Annotated in this window: 13 protein-coding genes; 6 read left to right on the top strand and 7 right to left on the bottom strand. The window is 66.9% G+C overall.

From position 1 onward, the window contains the following. Nucleotides 1-239 precede the first annotated feature (239 nt). The 3 genes from OLX02_RS10465 to OLX02_RS10455 all read left to right on the top strand — a co-directional run bounded on the left by OLX02_RS10465 (nucleotide 240) and on the right by OLX02_RS10455 (nucleotide 2,231). The gene (locus OLX02_RS10465) at nucleotides 240-1,022 is read left to right on the top strand and encodes a hypothetical protein (protein WP_264422597.1); all 783 of its coding nucleotides are present in this window, start codon (nucleotides 240-242) and stop codon (nucleotides 1,020-1,022) included. A 194-nt stretch (nucleotides 1,023-1,216) separates the two neighbouring features. Then, complete coding sequence (gene phbB / locus OLX02_RS10460) at nucleotides 1,217-1,939, top strand: acetoacetyl-CoA reductase (RefSeq protein WP_264422596.1); 723 nt, start codon at nucleotides 1,217-1,219, stop codon at nucleotides 1,937-1,939. A gap of 58 nt (nucleotides 1,940-1,997) precedes the next feature. Continuing rightward, nucleotides 1,998-2,231: a ribbon-helix-helix domain-containing protein gene (locus tag OLX02_RS10455; RefSeq protein WP_264422594.1), complete on the top strand. Its 234-nt coding sequence runs from the start codon at nucleotides 1,998-2,000 to the stop codon at nucleotides 2,229-2,231. Here OLX02_RS10455 and murA read toward each other — a convergent pair. Continuing rightward, complete coding sequence (murA, locus tag OLX02_RS10450) at nucleotides 2,228-3,511, bottom strand: UDP-N-acetylglucosamine 1-carboxyvinyltransferase (RefSeq protein ID WP_264422592.1); 1,284 nt, start codon at nucleotides 3,509-3,511, stop codon at nucleotides 2,228-2,230. The two genes, OLX02_RS10455 and murA, sit on opposite strands and share 4 nt — an antisense overlap. 117 nt (nucleotides 3,512-3,628) lie before the next feature. Between murA and galU the strand changes: the two genes are divergently transcribed. Further along, nucleotides 3,629-4,516, top strand: a complete 888-nt coding sequence (gene galU, locus OLX02_RS10445) for a UTP--glucose-1-phosphate uridylyltransferase GalU (RefSeq protein WP_264422591.1) — start codon at nucleotides 3,629-3,631, stop codon at nucleotides 4,514-4,516. Between the two features lie 60 nt (nucleotides 4,517-4,576). Here the strand turns inward: galU and OLX02_RS10440 are convergent, their stop codons facing one another. From OLX02_RS10440 to OLX02_RS10415, 6 genes are all read right to left on the bottom strand, one after another. Further along, nucleotides 4,577-5,875, bottom strand: a complete 1,299-nt coding sequence (locus OLX02_RS10440; RefSeq protein ID WP_264422589.1) for a cytochrome P450 — start codon at nucleotides 5,873-5,875, stop codon at nucleotides 4,577-4,579. Nucleotides 5,876-5,880: 5 nt separating this feature from the next. Then, the gene (locus OLX02_RS10435) at nucleotides 5,881-7,419 is read right to left on the bottom strand and encodes an acyl-CoA synthetase (RefSeq protein ID WP_264422587.1); all 1,539 of its coding nucleotides are present in this window, start codon (nucleotides 7,417-7,419) and stop codon (nucleotides 5,881-5,883) included. A gap of 221 nt (nucleotides 7,420-7,640) precedes the next feature. Continuing rightward, nucleotides 7,641-8,348, bottom strand: a complete 708-nt coding sequence (locus tag OLX02_RS10430; RefSeq protein ID WP_264422585.1) for a M23 family metallopeptidase — start codon at nucleotides 8,346-8,348, stop codon at nucleotides 7,641-7,643. Nucleotides 8,349-8,522: 174 nt separating this feature from the next. After that, complete coding sequence (locus OLX02_RS10425; RefSeq protein ID WP_264422583.1) at nucleotides 8,523-9,311, bottom strand: ferritin-like domain-containing protein; 789 nt, start codon at nucleotides 9,309-9,311, stop codon at nucleotides 8,523-8,525. 5 nt (nucleotides 9,312-9,316) lie between these two features. Beyond that, nucleotides 9,317-9,790: a peroxiredoxin gene (locus OLX02_RS10420; RefSeq protein ID WP_264422581.1), complete on the bottom strand. Its 474-nt coding sequence runs from the start codon at nucleotides 9,788-9,790 to the stop codon at nucleotides 9,317-9,319. Beyond that, nucleotides 9,787-12,483: a bifunctional [glutamine synthetase] adenylyltransferase/[glutamine synthetase]-adenylyl-L-tyrosine phosphorylase gene (locus OLX02_RS10415; RefSeq protein WP_264422579.1), complete on the bottom strand. Its 2,697-nt coding sequence runs from the start codon at nucleotides 12,481-12,483 to the stop codon at nucleotides 9,787-9,789. Before OLX02_RS10415 ends, OLX02_RS10420 begins: the two co-directional genes overlap by 4 nt. 157 nt (nucleotides 12,484-12,640) lie before the next feature. Here OLX02_RS10415 and OLX02_RS10410 point away from each other — a divergent pair, with 157 nt between their 5' ends. Both OLX02_RS10410 and OLX02_RS10405 read left to right on the top strand, forming a co-directional pair. Then, nucleotides 12,641-14,338 (top strand): M28 family metallopeptidase, encoded by a 1,698-nt coding sequence (locus OLX02_RS10410; RefSeq protein WP_264422577.1) that lies wholly within the window; start codon nucleotides 12,641-12,643, stop codon nucleotides 14,336-14,338. Nucleotides 14,339-14,371: 33 nt separating this feature from the next. Beyond that, on the top strand, nucleotides 14,372-15,340 hold the full coding sequence (locus OLX02_RS10405; protein WP_413630185.1) for an agmatine deiminase family protein: 969 nt from the start codon (nucleotides 14,372-14,374) through the stop codon (nucleotides 15,338-15,340). The last annotated feature ends 2 nt before the right edge of the window (nucleotides 15,341-15,342 follow it).

The raw sequence follows: 15,342 nt of genomic DNA, 5'->3' as shown, positions 1-15,342 counted from the left end.
GCGCGCGGCAAGCGCGTTGAAACTTTGTCCTCTAGCGCGTCCGGGCCGTGAATGCGTGCTGAACGCTGCTGGCCGCTGTGGGGATTCCGCCACAGGTCGCGATTAAGAGTCCTGACAGAGTAGACAGGGTGGAAATCGCGGCCCGCACATCGTATGTGGGGAGAACGAAAAGTCCTGTTTGCGGAATCAGTTGATGGATCGCGGCAGGAACAAGAACGTTGCAGGGTGAGATTGGAAACATGAGCGGTCAGGCGAACGATACCAGAAAGGTCGGCAATTTCCGCCGCTTTCTGCGTGCGCCCGCGATCGCCGGCAGCGTTGCCGCGCTCGCTCTCTTCGTGGTGCCGACCGTCAGCAATGCGCTGGCCGGCAAGTTCGACTCGGCAGCGCCCGTCAGCCTTGCGGCGCGCGGCGGCATCGGTTCGTTCACGCCCGCCTCGGTCGATCCGCGCCTTGCGTCGCAACTGAACCTGCCCGCGCTGGCGCACGGCAAGCTGTTCCGCTTCACTCCCGCTGGTTCCGAAACGCGGCCCGACCGCGCAGTCACCGTGGCGATCCGCGTCGATGGCGCGCGCGCCATCTCGGTCCACGGTGCTCTGCCCGCCTCGGCGATGGCGCCGGGTGCGGCGCCGATCCGCATTGCACCGACCGTCTACAGTCTCGGCGCAGCGCGCGGGTATCAGAGCTTTGCCGCCGGTGCTTCGCTCCCGCGCGAGATCCAGCGCCTCGACGTGCCTGACCTGCGCAGCTTCACGCCGGCCGGCTCGACCGCCGCGGTCAATCCCGGCCGGCTCGCGCCGCGCATCCAGCTGGACGAGAAGGACCGCACGGGCCGCGCGCCGCGCACCCTCGAAAACCAGGGCGACTATCAGGTCGATCTGGGCGGCAGCTATCGCCTGACCCGCAATTTCAACGTGACTGCGGGTATCCGCTATTCGTCCGAGCGCGATCGCCTGCGCCCGCTGACCGATGGCAAGCAAGACAGCCAGGCTGTCTACGTCGGAACCCAGTTCCGCTTCTGAACTCTGCGTCATCGCTGAATTGCCGGACTGATTGTGCAGTAAAGGCCTGACCTTGTTGGGCTTGATCTGGCCGCGGTGAATATGCGGGTCTGCGACCCTTTCAACTTCCTGTTATCTGCGGCGAGTGAATTGCTTGTCGCATCACCGTCATGGTTCTACCTTACCTGCGAGAGGGTTTAGGCGGGAGAATTTGCATGACGCGTGTTGCAATCGTAACCGGCGGAACCCGTGGTATCGGCGAGGCGATCTGCCTTGCGCTCCAGGCAGAGGGGCGGACCGTCGTTGCCAACTATGGGGGCAACGAGGAAAAGGCCAAGGCCTTCACCGCAGCGACCGGGATCAAGGCCTATCGCTGGGACGTGGGCGATCATGAAGCATCGCTGGAAGGCTGCGCGCGCGTGGCTGCGGAAGTCGGCCCCATCGACATCGTGGTCAACAACGCAGGCATCACCCGCGACGGCGTGCTGCACAAGATGAGCTTCGACGACTGGAACGAGGTGATGCGCATCAACCTCGGCGGCTGCTTCAACATGGCCAAGGCGACGTTCCCCGGGATGCGCGAGCGTGGTTGGGGCCGGATCGTCAACATTGGTTCGATCAACGGGCAGGCAGGTCAGTACGGGCAGGTCAACTATGCTGCGGCCAAGTCCGGCATCCATGGCTTCACCAAGGCGCTGGCGCAGGAAGGCGCCAAATATGGCGTGACCGTGAACGCCATCGCACCGGGCTACATCGACACCGACATGGTCGCGGCCGTGCCAGCGCCGGTGCTGGAAAAGATCGTCGCCAAGATCCCGGTCGGCCGGCTGGGCCATGCCTCGGAAATCGCGCGCGGCGTGGCGTTCCTCACCAGCGAGGACGGCGGTTTTGTCACCGGATCGACGATGAGCATCAACGGCGGCCAGCATATGTATTGACGCGGGCCGTGTGGAGGGGGCGGTCTGCGTATCCCCTCCGCACGGGCGGGTCGCTGCCATGACAGATCTTTATCATCCCCCCGTGAAGCGTTCGGTCGAGATCGCCGGACACAAGACCTCGATCAGCCTGGAGCCACTGTTCTGGGATATGTTGCGCAGCGCAGCGCAGGCGGAGGACGTTCCGCTGAACGCGCTGGTTGCGCGGATCGACGTTGAGCGGATGCAGGCCGAAACGCCGCCTGGCCTGGCCGGGGCGATCCGGCTGTGGCTGGCGGCGCGCCAATCGGGTTAGTCGCCGCCGACGCGCTCTACATCTGCGCCGAGCAGGGCGAACTTTTCTTCCAGCCGCTCATACCCACGATCGAGATGATAGAGGCGGTGGACTTGCGTCTCGCCCTCGGCGGCAAGCCCGGCGATGACGAGACTCATCGAAGCGCGCAGGTCCGTCGCCATGACTTCGGCGCCGTGCAGCTTGTCCACCCCGTGGACGATGGCGGTGCGGCCCTTGGTCTCGATCCGCGCGCCCATGCGATTCAGCTCGGGCACGTGCATGTAGCGGTTCTCGAAGATCGTCTCGGTCAGCACGCTGGACCCCTGCGCGAGGCAGAGCATGGCCATGAGCTGGGCCTGCATGTCGGTGGCGAAGCCGGGGTAGGGCGCGGTCGACAGCGTGACCGGGCGCAGCGGCCCATCGGCGTAGACATGGAGACCGCCGCGCACCTCATCGACCTTCACGCCGGCGTCGCGCAGCGCCTGGATGGTTGCTTCCATGTCCTCGGCGCGGGCACCGGCGAGCGTGACTTCGCCGCCGGTGATCGCCGCCGCGCAGGCGTAGGAGCCGGCCTCGATACGATCGGGCATGACCATGTACGTGGCGCCGTGGAGCCGGTCGACGCCGTGGATGGTGATGTCGGAGGTGCCGATGCCCTCGATCTGCGCGCCCATCGCCACCAGCAGGTTGCACAAGTCGACGATTTCCGGTTCGCGCGCGGCATTGTGCAGAACGCTGGTGCCGCGGGCGAGCACGGCGGCCATCAGCGCGTTTTCGGTTGCGCCGACCGAGACCACCGGGAAGCTGTAGCGCCCGCCCGGCAGTCCGCCATCGGGGGCGATGGCGCGCACGTAGCCGGCGGCGAGTTCGATCTTCGCGCCGAATGCTTCGAGCGCCTTCAGGTGCAGGTCGATGGGGCGATTGCCGATGGCACAGCCGCCGGGCAGCGAAACGGTCGCTTCGCCCGCACGGGCCAGCAGGGGGCCAAGGACGAGGATGGAGGCGCGCATCTTGCGCACGAGATCATAGGGCGCGACGGTCGATGTGAGGCGGGTGGCCTGCAGGGTCATGACCCGGCCGAAATCCTCGGGCCGGGCGCCGGCAATCGAGGTCGAAATGCCGAACTGGTTCATCAGGTGCTGGAAGCCGTCGATGTCGGCCAGGCGCGGCAGGTTGCGCAGCGTTACCGGCTCGTCCGTGAGCAGTGCGCAGGGCAGCAGGGTGAGCGCCGCGTTCTTGGCGCCCGAAACGGGAACGGTACCGGAAAGGCGCTTGCCGCCGCGAATGATGATCTTGTCCATCGCGGCCGTTTAGCGTCTTTGCGCGGCCGGTGCAAAGGCGCGTGAAATTGTCCCCTTGCGCTGCGATTTGTGCACTGCATAACTGCACTGCAACATAAATCGGGAAATACCGGAGCCATGACGATCGAAAAAATCCGCAAGCCGATCCGCAAGGCCGTGTTTCCCGTTGCCGGGCTGGGTACCCGCTTCCTTCCCGCTACCAAGGCTATCCCCAAGGAAATGCTGCCGATCATCGACCGGCCGCTGATCCAGTACGCCGTCGATGAAGCCCGCGAGGCGGGAATCGAGCAGCTGATCTTCGTGACGGGGCGCGGCAAGACCGCGATTGTCGAGCACTTCGACACCGCCTTCGAACTGGAGAGGACGATGACCGACCGGTCGAAGGACCTGTCGGTGCTCGATGCCACGCGCATCAATCCGGGCAATCTGGTGACTGTGCGGCAGCAGGTGCCGCTGGGGCTGGGGCACGCGATCTGGTGTGCACGCGCCATCGTGGGCGACGAGCCTTTCGCGATCTTTCTGCCTGACGAACTGATGATCGGCGCGCCCGGCTGCATGAAGCAGATGGTCGATGCGTATAACGAAGTGGGTGGCAACCTCATCTCGGTGCTGGAAGTGCCGGAAGAGGAAGTGTCCAGCTATGGCGTGATCGCTCCGGGCGCGCGCATTTCCGAGACGCTGACCGAAGTGACCGGCCTGGTCGAGAAGCCGAAGCGCGGCGACGCGCCTTCGAACCTCATCATTTCCGGCCGCTACATCCTCCAGCCCGAAGTGATGCGGACGCTGGAAGGGCAGGAAAAGGGCGCCGGCGGTGAGATCCAGCTGACCGACGCGATGGCGCGGATGATCGGGCACCAGCCATTCCACGCGGTGACGTTCGGCGGTCGCCGTTTCGACTGCGGCAGCAAGACCGGATTTGTCGAGGCGACGCTGGCGCTGGCGCTGGAGCGGCCCGACATGGCCGACGAGGTGCGTGCAGTGATGCGCCGCCTGCTCGCCGAATAGTCCAAGGCTGGCGGCGCCCTTCCTCCCCGGTGCGGGAAGGAAGGGCGCCGCTGCGCCTGCTCACTTAGCAGTGAAGCGGATCGGCAAGGTCTTGAGGCCGCCGACAAACGTGCTCTTCGCGCGCTTGGGTTCGCCGGCCAGTTCGAGGCTGTCGATCCGGTCGAGCAGGGCTTCGAACAGCAGGCGCATTTCCAGTCGGGCCAGATGCAGGCCGAGGCACTGGTGCGCGCCGGCGCCGAACGCAAGGTGCCGGTTGGCATCGCGCGCGGCATCGAACTTGCGCGGATCCGCGAACTGCGCGGGATCGTGGTTGGCCGCGACGTAGTTGAGCATCAGCCAGTCACCGGCAGGAATCTTCACGCCGGAAAGCTCGACGTCGGCGGTGGTGGTGCGCATGAAATGCTGGACCGGGGTGGTCCAGCGGATCGCTTCCTCGACGATGCCGGGTAGCAGGCTGCGGTCCGCCTTGACCCGGGCGAACTGCTCGGGATCTTTCGCCAGCGCCAGCATCGCGCCGGCGGTGGAAGCAGACGTGGTATCGTGCCCGGCGCTGGCAACGATGATGTAGTAACCGGCCAGATCGCGGGCGCTCAGCGGTTCGCCGTCGATCTTGGCGTTGGCGAGCACCGAGGCCACGTCGTCGGTCGGATTCTGGCGGCGGTCATCGGCCAGCCTGGCGAAATAGGCCTCGAAATCGTTGACCGCGCCCATCACGATCTGGGTGATCTGCTCGGGCGTGAGGTCGGCCATGCCTGACTTGTTGAGATCCTCGTCCTGCCCGCCGAACATCTGCTGGGTCAGGAACAACATCCGCGGCTCGTCCTCCTCGGGCACGCCGAGGATCTGCATGACGACGTGGAGCGGGTAGGGTGCGGAAACGAGCGGTACGAAATCGGCTTCCGGACCCGCCGCGACCAGCCGGTCGACCGTGTGCCGGGCCAGCTTGCGCACCTCGTCCTCGATCTTGCGCAGGTTCTTGGGCATGAACCATTCCTGCGTCAGCCGGCGCAGCTTGGGATGGCTGGGCGCGTCGAGCGAGACGAGCGAGCTGACCAGGTTCGGGCTGCCGCCGGTGATCGAGCGTGCGAAGGCTTCGCCCTGCTTGCTGGTGAACACCGTACTGCGCGGCGCGTTGAGGAAGGTCTGGTTGTCCTTGCTGACGCGCATGACGTCATCATAGCTGGTGAGCAGCCAGAACGGTTCGTGGAAGTCGTCGGCGGATTCGACGCGCAGCACCGGTGTTTCGGCGCGGATGCGGTCAAACCGGTCCAGCACAGAATCCCATTCGGCGTAGGCTTTCGGGTCGATCACGGCGATGGCGTCGTCGGGCGATGCCACCGGTGCTTGCGCGGTTGTCATGGCGATCAGGCTCCTACAGTGGTGGCGGCGGCCTTGTATTCATCGCGCAGGAGGCGCTTGAACAGCTTGCCGGTGGGTTCGCGCGGGAGCTCCTCGCGGAAGTCGATCGTGCGCGGCATCTTCACACGCGACAGGCGGGGCGCAAGCCATTCCGTGAGTTCAGCGGCGAGCGCCGGCCCGGCATCGGCCATGTTGGCCGGCTGGACCACCGCGACGACGCGCTCGCCCATGTCCGGATCGGGAGCGCCGATCACCGCCACGTCGGCCACCTTCGGGTGGGTGACGAGCAGGCTCTCGATCTCCTGCGGGTAGATGTTCACACCCCCCGAGATGATCATGAAGCTCTTGCGGTCGGTGAGGAAGAGGTAACCCTCGTCGTCGAGCCGGCCCACGTCGCCCAAGCTGGTCCAGCCGTGCTTGTTGGCCGCTTCGCGCGTCTTCGCCGGGTCGTTGTGATACTCGAACGCGCTGCCGCCCTCGAAGAAGACCTGGCCTTCTTCGCCCACGGGCACGTCATCACCGTGCTCGTCGCAGATGTGGACAGTGCCGGTCAGCGCGCGGCCGACCGAGCCGGGGCGCTGGAGCCATTCCTCGCTCGAGATGAAGGTGAAGCCGTTGCCTTCGGTGCCGGCGTAGTATTCCTTGAGGATCGGCCCCCACCATTCGATCATGGCATGCTTGACCGGAACGGGGCAGGGGGCAGCAGCGTGGATCGCGCACTTGAGCGACGAAGTATCGTACTTCGTGCGGACCTCTTCGGGCAGCTTGAGCATCCGGATGAAGTGCGTGGGCACCCACTGGCTGTCGGTGATCTTGTACTTCTCGATCAGCTGGAGCGCGTGCTCGGGATCGAACTTGTCCATCACCACCACGGTACCGCCAAGGCGGTGGACCGCCATCGACCAGCGCAGCGGTGCGGCGTGATAAAGGGGGGCAGGCGAGAGGTAGACCGAATCCGGGGTGAAGCCGAACGCTTCGGCCGCGAGCATCATCAGCGCATTGGGTGCGCCGATCGCGGGTTCCTCGGGCATCGGCACGCGCACGCCTTTGGGCTTGCCGGTGGTGCCCGACGAATAGAGCATGTCGCCGCCGGCGCGTTCGTCGGCCACCGGGGTTGCGGGCATCGCGGCGAGCGCGGCTTCGAGATCGTGTTCACCCAGCCCGCCAAGGCGCAGCTGCGCCACTTCGGGCGCCAGCGCTGCGACTTCGTCGAGCGTCTTGGCGAGGTAGCTGGAGCTGACCAGCAGCTTCGCGCCGCTGTCCTGCGAGATATAGGCAATTTCCGGCGGCGTGAGGCGGCTGGAAATGGCGACGAAGATCAGGCCGGCGCGATGCGCGCCCCATACAAGCGGGAAGTATTCGGCACGGTTCTCAAGGCAGAGCGCGACCGTGTCGCCGATCTGCAGCCCGCGCGCGCGCATCAACTGGGCGAAGCGGTTGCTGGTGGCATCGAGCTCGCCATATGTGACGACCTGGCCGCCCGACATGATGATCGCGGGCTTTTCCGGGTGGTTCCGGGCGTGGAAGCTCGGGTGATAGTGCATGAAATCCTCTCTCGCTGGACGGCGCATCGGCCGCTTGCGGGAGAGTTTAACCGCGTGATTAAAAGGTGCAACGGGATTCGTTGCTTTTTGCAACGCACAAGCACGATTTCCGTAGCGACCGGGGCATCTTCACCACTGTGGGCCTCAACAAGAAAAAGGCGACGTTACCGCCGCCTTTTCCCGCATCCTCTCCAAGATGCACGCAATGAGACCGGGACGGCTTATTCTTCGGGTCCGCCGCGTCCTTCGGCCTGGTCGTTAACTGCGAGCAGGCGGTTACCGCCCTGCATGTAGGGAAGCGGGTTCACGGCTTCGCCGGCCACGCGCACTTCATAGTGCAGGTGCGCGCCGGTGGAGCGGCCGGTCGAGCCGACGTAGCCGATCACGTCGCCCTTGCGGACGTGCTGGCCTTCGGCGACGGCGATGCGCGACATGTGGCCGTAGCGGGTTTCAAGGCTGGCACCATGTTCGAGCTGAACATAGAGGCCATAGCCGCCGAACCAGTCCGCCTTGCCCACGACGCCGTCGGCGGTCGCGTAGATCGGGGTGCCGGTGGTGGCGGGAAGATCGATGCCCTTGTGGGCGCGCAGCCCGCCGAGGACCGGGTGGACGCGCATTCCGAAGCCGCTGCTCAGCGCGCGGCCCGAATTGATCGGCATCAGCGAGGGGATCGAGACGACGCCCGAGCGGCGCGACTGTGCAGCGGGGGAGATCCCGCCGTCGAGCGACTGCCAGCTGGAGAAGAGGCGGCGGAATTCCTGGTCGCCGGTGTCAGCCTGGACGCCCGACTTGGCGGCTTCGGCAGCGCGCAGCGGGGTGGCGATATCGGCGGAAGCGGCGCTGTTGGCGAAAGCCGGCACCGAAAAGAGGGAAGCGAGGGCGGCAAGGGCGCCGAAAGCGTTCCGAAGGGTTTTGTTGTTTTGCGACATTACGACCCAAACGACCTTTTCATTTTCGATCCTCGCGGTTGAACCGCGATGGAGACGCGCTGACCCCCAGTGCGTACCGGATCGGACCGCTTGCACGGCTCGTCCGGAAAATTTTGAGAACGGTCGGAACCCCCCGCCCATCTCGTGATTGAGGGGTAGAGGTGCGGGATGCGACTAGGCAACCCCTGCCATCATTTCGCACGACAGACCGGCTGAACGGCGCGCCGAGTCGTTGAACGGTGGCTTAACAGCCCCCCGAAAGTGGCGCTCGACCAAGCTTTTCCACAAGGCGGGCGGCGATTCTCCCCGTTCATCGCAGACTTTGGCGAAATGATTTGTGCCGAACCGCACATGGCGGATTTCGTCGTCAAGGATTCGTTGGAGGATCCGTGCGCTCCGTTCGTCGCCCGCTGCAAGGAAGCGCTCGATCGTCACCGGGGTCACGTCCAGTCCCCGCGCTTCGAGCACCATCGGCACCACCGCGAGACGGGCGGCGACATCGTGCGCGGTCTCACGCGCCGCATCCCACAGTCCGTCGTGCGCCGGCATCGCGCCATAGTGGCTGCCCAGCGTCCTGAGCCGGCGGGCGAGAAGCGCGAAATGCATCGCCTCGTCCGCCGCGACCGACAGCCAGTCGCCGACGAAGCCGGGGCCGCGCTCCGCCCCGAAACGCCCTGCGGCATCGAGCGCGAGGTCGATGGCGACGAACTCGATGTGGCAGAGCGCATGGAGCAGCGCGATCCGACCGCGTTCCGATCCCCCGCGTCCGCGCTTGGGCATGGCGTTGGGCGGAAGCAGCACCGGCTCGGCCGGGCGAGCGGGCACATCGGGCATGGCAACGTCGAACGCGAAGGCGAGCCGGCCCGCGTGCCAGTCGCGCGCGACGGCCCGGGTGGCCATTGCCTTCCCGGCTGGATCGGCGGTCAGCATGGCCGCGCGGATCGCGGCGGCAAACGAGATCATGCGGCTCAGAGCGCCTTGGCGGCGGCCAGCACATCCTCGGCGTGGCCCTTGACCTTCACCTTGTCCCACACGCGCGCGATCTTGCCGTCGGTGCCGACGAGGTAGGTGGTGCGGACCATGCCCATGTAGGTGCGGCCGTAGTTCTGCTTCTCGGTCCAGATGCCGAGCACGTCCGACAGGCCGTTTTCCTCGGCATCGGAGGCGAGCGGGGCGGTGAGACCGTGCTTCGCGATGAACTTCGTGTGCTTCGCCGGCGTGTCCTTGCTTACGCCCAGAAGAGCGGTGCCGGCGGCTTCGAATTCACCGGCCAGCGCGGTGAAATCCTTGTTCTCGGTGGTGCAGCCCGGGGTGTCGTCCTTGGGATAGAAAAACAGCACGAGCTTGCGGCCCGCGAAGTCCGAAGGCTTGACCGTGCCGCCTTCGGGCGTGGTCAGTGCGATGTCGGGAAGGGTGTCGCCAACGCCGATGCGGTCGCTCATGCTTCAGTCTCCAGGGTTTCGCCGAACACCGCGGCCCACGCGGCGGCGACGCGCTGCCGCATGGCCGTGACCGCGTCAAGCAACTCTCCCCAATGGGCAAGGCCGCAGGCCGCCGCGACGATGCCGCGGCTGGCTTCGGGGGGGAACAGGCCGTCCGGCGCAACGAGACGAACGACGACGAGCAGGCGGGCCATCAGGTCGTGCGCCTCGCGCAGGCCCGGGGGCAGGAGGCCGGCGGTGCCGAGGGCGGAGACCGCATCGCCGAGGCCCGGCTCCAGCGCCGCATGTTCGCGCAGCTGCAGATAGTGGACCATGAACTCGATATCCACGAGCCCGCCGCGCAGCAGCTTGACGTCGAGCGGACCCTTGGCCGGCTTGTGCTTCGCCATTTCGGCACGCATCGACAGCACGTCCTCGCGCAGCTTGGCCGGATCGCGCGGGGTCTTGAGCACAGCGTCGACAATGGCGGACAGCGCGGCGCGGTCCTCGTCCGTGCCGAACAGCGGGCGGGCGCGGCACAGCGCCATGTGTTCCCAGGTCCAGGCTTCCTCGCGCTGGTAGCGCTCGAAGCTGTCCAGGCTGACGGCGATCGGGCCTTGCGCGCCCGAGGGGCGCAGCCGCGTATCGACTTCGTAAAGCGCGCCGGCGGCGGTCGGCACGGAGAGCGCGGCGATCACCCGCTGCGCCAGCCGGTTGTAGTAGAGCGTGCCGCCGAGCGGCCTGCGGCCATCGGATTCCGCCATGTGATCGCCGCTGAACAGGAACACGAGATCAAGGTCCGAGGCGTGGGTGAGCGAGGCTCCGCCCAGCCGGCCAAGGCCGAGCACGACCAGCCGGCTGCCGGGCACCGTGCCGTGTGTCAGGGCAAACTCGTTGCAGGCGGCTTGCCCCAGCACGAGGATCGCGGCTTCGGCCACGCGTGACAGGGCTGCGGCGATTTCCAGCGGATCGCGGCCACCTTCGACCAGTTGCACGCCAAGCGCGAAGCGAAGTTCCCCCACCTTGCGCCGCACCGCGTCGAGCAGGCGCTGGTAATCGTCGCCCGCCTCGTTCTCCGAAAGCATCGCGGCGATTTCGGCGGCGCTGCCGGGGAGGTCGAAGGCCGAGCGGTCGATCAGGGTGTCGAGCAGATCGGCGCGGCGGGCGAGTTCGTCCGCCAGCGTGGGCGCATGGGCCAGCACGCGCATGACCACGGCCAGCAGGCCGGGCCGCGCTTCCAACAGGCGGAACACGTTGATCGCGGAGGATAGCCCCCCGATCAGCTGTTCCCAGCGTAGCAGCGCACGGTCCGGATCGGGTGCCTCGGACAGCGCGCGCAGCAATTGCGGGCGCAGGCGGGCGAAGGCGCCGCGTGCCTCGTCGCTGCGCAGTGCGCGGAACTGGCCGTTTTCCCAGCCCTCGATCCGTTCGGCGAGCGCCTCGCAATCGGAAAAGCCGCAATCGGCCAGTTCGCGCACCAGCGGCTTTTCGCCCACGGCGACCGCGCCGGTGGGAGCGTACGTGGCGATCAGCGTGTCGAAGCGGCTGCCGACCTGTTCGGTGATGCCGGCCAGTTCGGCGACGAGCGCCGCGCCATCGGGCAGTCCGTCCAGCCGGGCCACGGAATCGAGCGCGGCGGCGTCGCCGGGCAGCGAGTGGGTCTGCTGGTCCGCCACCATCTGCAGGCGGTGTTCGATGGTGCGTAGCCGGTCGTAGCTTTCGCCCAGGACGCGCGCATCGTCTGCCGCGATGATCCCGGCATGGGCGAGCGCATCGAGGCTGGCGCGCGTGCCGCGCAGGCGCAGCGCCGGATTGCGGCCGCCATGGATCAACTGGTGCGTCTGGGCAAAGAACTCGACTTCGCGGATGCCGCCCCGCCCGCGCTTCAGGTCATAGCCGGGGCCGAGCGTCTGGCCGCCGATATAATGATCCCGGATGCGCGTGGTCAGCCGGCCGATCTCGTCGATGGCGCCGAAATCGAGGCTGCGCCGCCACACGAACGGGCGGATCGTATCGAGAAAGGCCTGCCCCGCCGGAATGTCGCCCGCTGCGGCGCGGGCGCGGATGTAGGCGGCGCGCTCCCACGCCAGCGCGCTCGATTCGTAGTGGATGATCGCGGCTTCGAACGGGATGGCGAGCGGGCTGACTTCTGAGGCGGGGCGCAGCCGCAGGTCGACGCGGAAGACATAGCCCTCGCCCGTCACCTGCGAGAGCAGCTCGACCACCGCGCGCGCCACGCGCTGCGCGGCTTCGCCCGGATCGTCGCGCTCGCGCCGGGGAAGGGTTTCCGGATCGTAGAGCAGGATGGGGTCGATGTCGGACGAGTAGTTCAGCTCGCCCGCGCCATGCTTGCCCAGCGCGATGGCGGAAAAGCCCCGACTTTCCGCATCGGGCACGCGGCGGCGGATCGCGGCGGGGATGGCCCGGTCGAGTGCTCGGTCCGCGAAGGTGGAAAGCGCGCTGACGACCGCATCGAGCGGTAGCGCGCCGGCAAGGTCGCCGATGGCGAGCGCGAGCGCGAGTGCGAGGCGTTCGCGGCGCAGCGCGATGCCCACGTCCTCGATGCCTTCGCCTGCGGCGTGGGCGTGGGCCAGCGCCTCGTCGATGCGGCCGGCGGCAAGCAGGGCTTCCAGATCAGGCTGCCGATCGAGTGCGCGGACGAGGAACGGCGAATGCGCGCGCGCGCGGGCAATGGCTCCCTGCCAGTCGGTCATTGCACCATCCCTCTTTGCCTGATCCCGATGCTGCGATGCCTTGTCGCGTGGGGCGGATCAAGCCCGGGGCGCGCTTGCGCTGGTTCGGAGGCTCTGCCAAGTTCGCGCCATCTTCGCCCCGGCCTGCCTGGAGCGCCAGTATCGTAAAGGATAATCAATGGCTTATCGTTTTGGGCGCGCCGCTCGCGCCGCGCTTTTGGGCGGTGCGGTTCTGCTCTCTCTGGTTTCCGACGCAACTTTTGCGGCTTCGCCCAGGGCCGCTGCGCCGAAAATTCCGGCGGTCGACGTGCCGATGATGCGCCAGATGATCAAGACGCTGGCTTCCGACGAATTCGAAGGCCGCGCGCCCAGCACGCCGGCCGAGCAGAAGACGCTCGATGAGATCGTGGCCCGCTTCAAGGCCGCTGGATTGCAGCCGGGCAACAAGGGATCGTGGTTGCAGGACGTGCCGACGGTGGAAATCACCGCCAGCAATGTCAGTCCCCTCGTGGTCAAGGGACCGACGGGCGCGCCGCTGTCCTTCGCGATCGGCAAGGACTTCGTCGCGGGCAGCTACCGCGCAGCGCCCCGCACCGATGTGAAGGACAGCGAGCTGGTCTTCGTCGGCTATGGCATCAACGCGCCGGAACTCGGCTGGAACGACTATGCCGGTCTGGACATGAAGGGGAAGACGGCGGTCATCCTCGTCAACGATCCCGACTACGAGATGCAGAGCGAGGACGGGCCGTTCAAGGGCCGCCGCATGACCTATTACGGCCGCTGGACCTACAAGTTCGAGGAAGCGGCCCGGCAGGGGGCGAAGGCAGCGATCGTGATCCATGACACGTTCCCCGCCGCCTATGGCTGGAACGTGGTGGAATCGAGCTGGACCGGCGCGCAATACTTTGTCCAGTCCGCGAACGACGGCATGGACCAGACCGAGGCCAACGCCTGGATGCAGAAGCCGGTGGCCGAAGCGATCTTCAAGGCCGCGGGCCAGGATCTGGCCACGCTGACAGCCGCCGCCAAGCAGAAAGGCTTCAAGGCGGTGCCGCTGGGCCTGACGGCCAGCCTTTCGTTCGACAACGCGATCCGCAAGTCGATGTCGCACAACGTCGTGGGACTGCTGCCCGGCAAGACGCGGCCTGATGAAGTCGTGCTCTACAGCGGCCACTGGGACCACCTTGGCCGCTGCAATGCGGATGCGACCGGCGACGACATCTGCAACGGCGCGGTGGACAACGCGACGGGCATCGCCGCGCTGGCGGCCATCGCGAAGATGAACAAGCAGGCCGGTCCCGCCGCGCGCAGCCAGGTGTTCCTGGCGGTGACGCTGGAGGAATCGGGCACGCTCGGTTCGGAATATTATGCCGCCAACCCGATCTATCCGCTGGCGAAGACGGTGGGCGGCGTGAACATGGACGCGCTGGCCCCGACCGGCCCGACCCGCGACGTGCAGGTGACGGGCGGCGACAAGTCCGAACTCACCGCGATCCTGCGCGGCGTGGAAAAGCAGATGGGGCTGGCCGAATCGCCCGAGGACCATCCCGAGCGCGGCTACTACTATCGCTCCGATCACTTCAGCTTCGCCAAGCTGGGCGTGCCGATGTTCGCGGTCGGGCGCGGCAGCGATCTGGTCAAGGGCGGCAAGGCGGCCGGCGAAGCGGCGGCGGAAGATTATACCGAGCACCGCTATCACCAGCCGAGCGACGAATATTCGGACAGCTGGGACATGACGGGCATGGCGCAGGAGGTCCAACTCTATTACCGGCTCGGAAGGGCGCTGGCGGACGGCAAGAGCTGGCCGAACTGGCACCCGAACGACGAATTCCGGGCGATCCGCGACAAGAGCCTCGCGGAGGCGGCCAAGAAGTAAGGACGCGCGAAGATGGTGGAGACGGCGATGCGGATGCCTCCCGAATGGCATCCTCAGGACTGGCTGTGGATCGGTTTCCCCCACATTGCCGACGAATGGTCGGGGGTGATCGATCCCGCGCAGGAACAGATCGCCGCCTTCGCCAACGCGGTTGCGGACAGCGGCCAGCAGGTGCGCTTGCTGGTGCGCGACGCTGCCAACGAAATGCGCGCCGCCTCGCTGGTCTCCGCTGCGGTCACGCTGGAGCGGCGGGTCTATGGCGACGTCTGGGTGCGCGATACCGGTCCGCTGGTGGTGCGCGGAAGCGATGGGGCACGGCGCGCGCGGCTGTTCGGCTTCAACGGCTGGGGCGGCAAGTACCTGATGCCGGGCGATCAGGAGATCGGCGCCACGCTGGCGGGCGATGCCGGGCTGGCGGCTGACCGCTGCGACTGGATTCTGGAAGGCGGCGCGCTGGACGGCGACGGGACTGGGCTGGTCGCCACGACCGAGCAGTGCCTGCTCAATCCCAACCGCAACCCGAAGCTGACCCGAAGCGATCTTGAACGGAACCTTGCGCGCGATCTGGGCTATGACCGGGTGCTGTGGCTGGGTGACGGGCTGGTCAACGATCACACCGATGGCCACGTGGACAACCTGGCCCGCTTCATCGGACCCAATCGCCTTGCCGTGCCGCGCGCGACCGGGCCGAACGACCCGAATGCCGCCATCTATGCCGATGCGGCCGCGCGCGCGCGCGGGGCTGGCGTGGAGGTGGTCGAAGTGCCGTCGCCGGGGCTGGTCGAGTGGGGCGGCATGATCCAGCCGGCAAGCTACATGAACTTCGTTATCGCCACCGACGTGGTGATCGTGCCGGTGTTCGGTACCGCGCACGACGATGACGGCGTGGCCGCGATTGCCGAACTGTTCCCGGATCGCGCGACGATCGGGCTGATGGCCGATGCGGTGCTGGCCGGCGGCGGCGGCTTCCACTGTTCCAGCCAGCAGATGCCTTCGGCCTGAGG

This window comes from Novosphingobium sp. KCTC 2891, assembly GCF_025938155.1.
Lineage (GTDB): Bacteria > Pseudomonadota > Alphaproteobacteria > Sphingomonadales > Sphingomonadaceae > Novosphingobium.
This window is presented reverse-complemented; position numbering and strand designations above follow the sequence as displayed.